Genomic DNA, 3,745 nt, shown 5'->3' on the forward strand with positions numbered 1-3,745 from the left:
ACCTACAAGTGACACTGCGTCAGGGATTATAAGTGCAACGATAATTGTAACGATGATTGGGAACAAGATTTTTTCTGTTTTTGAAACAGGTCTTAATTGTTCCATAACAATCATTCTGTCTTTTTTACGAGTCATAAGTTTCATAATAGGCGGTTGAATTACAGGAATCAATGCCATATATGAATATGCCGCAACGGCGATTGCCGGCAGTAGCGCCGGTGCAAGTGATTTTGTAACGTAAATAGCCGTAGGGCCGTCGGCACCGCCGATGATACCTATTGACGCAGCTTCTTTGATACCGAAATTGATTGACGGTACAAGAGCGCTTAGAACAAGAGCACCTACGAATGTAAAGAATACACCGAACTGTGCAGCCGCACCAAGAAGAATACTCTTTGGATTGGCAATTAGCGGACCGAAGTCTGTCATACAACCGATACCGACGAAAATAAGCGGAGGATAAATACCAAGCTTAACTCCGAGATACAATAGGTCAAGCAGACCGCCATGCTGACAGATATATCCGACATTAATATATTTTCCGTCCGTCATATACTCCGGATTCGTAAAAAATTCCGTGTGCATCATAATAGCACTTGAATCCTTAATCATCGGTAAGTTTGACAAAAGCATACCGAACGCAATCGGAAGTAGCAATAACGGCTCGAATTTTTTTACTATTGCAAGATACAGAAGTACGCAAGCTATCGCAATCATTATAATTGTCTTAACGGCGTCAATGCCACCGCTTGAAATAAGTGCGTAAAAACCTGTATTCTGCAAAAAGTTTGCAAAACTTTCTAACACTTTATTGTCACCACTTTCTATAATTTAGTCGTGACTGTATTAGTTTACTGAAACTATTACGTCACCGCTGTTTACACTGTCACCTGCTGATACGCTGATACCTGCAACTGTTCCGTCTACACCGGCGAAAATTTCGTTTTCCATCTTCATTGCCTCAAGTACGGCAACAAGTGTTCCGGCCTCAACTTTATCACCAACATTTACCTTTACAGATACGATTGTACCAGGCATTGGAGCAGTTACTTGCTTAGCACCTGCAACAGGAGCAGCTTTCGGTGCAGCCTTTGGAGCCGGTGCAGCCTTTGGTGCAGGAGCGGCTGTTTGAACAGGAGCCGGTGCAGGAGTTGATACTCCGCCTACTTCTTCTACGTCAACTTCGTATGATTTTCCATTTACTGAAATATTAAACTTTCTCATTTAGGTTTTGCCTCCTTTAGAATCTATTATTAATTGTTTCGGTTACACCCGCCTTATTCCAAGCAGGCATTTTATTGTCTGTTCTTCTGTATGACTTAATTCTTAGGTTATACGTTGAAGTATTTAGACTTGCGGCAACTGCGGCTGTCAATACTGCGATAAGCTCTTCTTCGTCTGTATCGTCTGCCGTTTCTTCCTCTACAGGTGCTGCTTGAGCCGGTGCTGTAGCAGGAGCTGCCTGTGTTTTAGGCTTTTTATAGAATATAACCTTGAAAAGCGAAAGCACTATCATAAGTATGATAAGTACGGCGAAAACTATTGCCAAACCTATAACTGTTGTTTGTCCTCCCATTGCCAACGCTTCACTTAATGACAGGTTCTGACCTGTCAATAATGCTTCTGAATACATACTAAAAATCTCCTTTCACAATTAAACAGGAAGATTTCCATGCTTTTTAGCCGGTCTTGAATCACGCTTTGATGCAAGCATTTCAAGTGCGGCGATTATTCTCGGTCTTGTTGAATCAGGTTCGATTACATCGTCAACATAACCACGCTTTGCAGCCTCGTAAGGTGATGCAAACTTATTTCTGTATTCCTGAATCTTTTCATTTCTTGTAGTAACAGGGTCAGAGCTTTCCTTAATATCATTCTTGAAAATGATGTTAGCTGCACCTTCAGGACCCATAACAGCGATTTCTGCCGTCGGCCATGCCATTACTATATCAGCACCAAGATGTTTTGAATTCATTGCTATGTATGCACCGCCGTAAGCTTTTCTCAAGATTACGTTAATCTTTGGAACTGTAGCCTCTGAGAATGCGTAAAGCAACTTAGCACCGTGTCTGATAATACCGTTTTGTTCCTGTTCAACGCCTGGGAAATAACCCGGTACGTCTGTAAGAGTAACAAGAGGAATATTAAAGCTGTCGCAGAAACGTACAAATCTTGCTGCTTTGTCTGATGAGTTAACATCAAGTGAACCTGCCATAACCTTAGGCTGATTTGCAACGATACCGATAACCTGTCCGTTCATTCTTGCAAAACCTATTACAATATTCTTTGCAAAGCCTTCCTGTACTTCAAAGAAGTCGCCGTTATCAACAAGTTCAGCGATAACTTCCTTAACGTCATAAGCCTTACCCGAATCGTCAGGAACGATTGTTGTAAGTTTTTCTGAAAGACGATTAATTTCGTCATTTGTAGGTTCGTAAGGAGCCTCTTCAAGATTGTTTGCAGGTAAGTATGAAAGCAACTTTCTGATTTTTGCGATACATTCTTCGTCATTTGCCGCCTTAAAGTGTGCAACACCCGACTTTGAAGTATGTGTATCAGCGCCGCCAAGTTCTTCGCTTGTTACATTTTCACCTGTAACAGAACTGATTACCTGCGGACCTGTTATAAACATCTGACTTGTCTTTTCAACCATAAAGATAAAGTCTGTAATAGCCGGTGAATAAACAGCACCGCCTGCACATGGTCCCATAATTACAGAAATCTGAGGAATTACACCGCTGTTTACAGTGTTTCTGAAGAATATATCTCCGAAACCTGAAAGAGCGTCTATACCTTCTTGAATTCTTGCTCCGCCCGAATCGTTCATTCCGATTATCGGAGCACCCATCTTTGCCGCCATATCCATGACTTTGCAAATTTTCTTTGCGTGCATTTCTCCAAGTGAGCCACCGATTACTGTAAAGTCTTGAGCGTAAACGTAAACAAGACGTCCGTCAACCGTACCGTAACCTGTAACAACTCCTTCACCCGGAGCCTCAACACAATCCATACCGAACTCGGTACATCTGTGAGTTACAAAAGCATCAATTTCAACGAAACTGCCTTCATCCAAAAGAGCATTAATTCTCTCTCTTGCTGTCAGCTTTCCGGAATCATGCTGCTTTTTGATTTTTACTTCTCCGCCGCCGTTATTTATTACACTTCTGCGGTATTGAAGTTCAGTCAATTTATCAACTGTTCCCATGTTTTAACCTCCATTGTTTGTAGATTAGAGATAAATTTTAAAAAAATATACCTAAAGTATATTATACCTTAACCGCAATTTTTTTTCAATCATTTTTATTTCTTTTTTCACAAGTTAGCTTTCAAAAAATATCGACAAATATCCCCTTAAATTTGTATATGATACACAAAAGAGGCTGTTGACAAAATGTCAACAGCCTCTTTTTAAGAATTCATCAAATAATTTACTTCGTGACTTGTCAGATGACGCCATCTTCCAAGCGGAAGATTACCGAGTTCCACGTTGCCTATCTTAATTCTCTGCAAGCCGACAACCGTACAGCCGATTGCCGCAAACATTTTACGAACCTGTCTGTTTTTACCCTCGTGAATTGTTATTTTAATATATGTGTGTCCGTCTACCGCGTCAAGTATTTCAGCCTCCGCCGGTGATGTTTTGAAATCATCAATATAAACACCGTTTCTCAGCTTATTGATACCGCTTATCGTTATACCGCCCTTTATCGTTGCAATATAAGTCTTATCGGTATGGAACTTAGGG

5 protein-coding genes are annotated in these 3,745 nt (G+C 40.9%); all 5 read right to left on the bottom strand.

The features are described from left to right. The coding region (locus ACLTU0_RS11215; RefSeq protein WP_412322521.1) for a sodium ion-translocating decarboxylase subunit beta at positions 1-717 on the bottom strand (717 nt) is incomplete at its 3' end. Positions 718-846: 129 nt separating this feature from the next. Continuing rightward, positions 847-1,224 carry a biotin/lipoyl-containing protein gene (locus ACLTU0_RS11220; RefSeq protein WP_022228755.1) on the bottom strand — a complete coding sequence of 126 codons (378 nt, stop codon included), beginning with the start codon at positions 1,222-1,224 and terminating at the stop codon, positions 847-849. A 16-nt stretch (positions 1,225-1,240) separates the two neighbouring features. After that, positions 1,241-1,633 carry an OadG family protein gene (locus tag ACLTU0_RS11225; RefSeq protein WP_412322518.1) on the bottom strand — a complete coding sequence of 131 codons (393 nt, stop codon included), beginning with the start codon at positions 1,631-1,633 and terminating at the stop codon, positions 1,241-1,243. A gap of 21 nt (positions 1,634-1,654) precedes the next feature. After that, positions 1,655-3,205, bottom strand: a complete 1,551-nt coding sequence (locus ACLTU0_RS11230; RefSeq protein ID WP_022228753.1) for an acyl-CoA carboxylase subunit beta — start codon at positions 3,203-3,205, stop codon at positions 1,655-1,657. A 203-nt stretch (positions 3,206-3,408) separates the two neighbouring features. Further along, positions 3,409-3,745: pseudouridine synthase (locus ACLTU0_RS11235; RefSeq protein ID WP_412322519.1), on the bottom strand; the 337-nt coding region annotated here is incomplete at its 5' end.

The organism is Hominilimicola sp. (assembly GCF_046972485.1).
In the GTDB taxonomy this organism is placed as follows: Bacteria; Bacillota; Clostridia; order UBA1381; family UBA1381; genus Hominilimicola; species Hominilimicola fabiformis.

Excerpts from the sequence above, each read along its gene's own strand:
- ACLTU0_RS11230 (WP_022228753.1), bottom strand. The coding sequence starts at position 3,205 with ATGGGAACAGTTGATAAATTGACTGAACTTCAATACCGCAGAAGTGTA.
- ACLTU0_RS11220 (WP_022228755.1), bottom strand. The coding sequence starts at position 1,224 with ATGAGAAAGTTTAATATTTCAGTAAATGGAAAATCATACGAAGTTGAC.
- ACLTU0_RS11225 (WP_412322518.1), bottom strand. The coding sequence starts at position 1,633 with ATGTATTCAGAAGCATTATTGACAGGTCAGAACCTGTCATTAAGTGAA.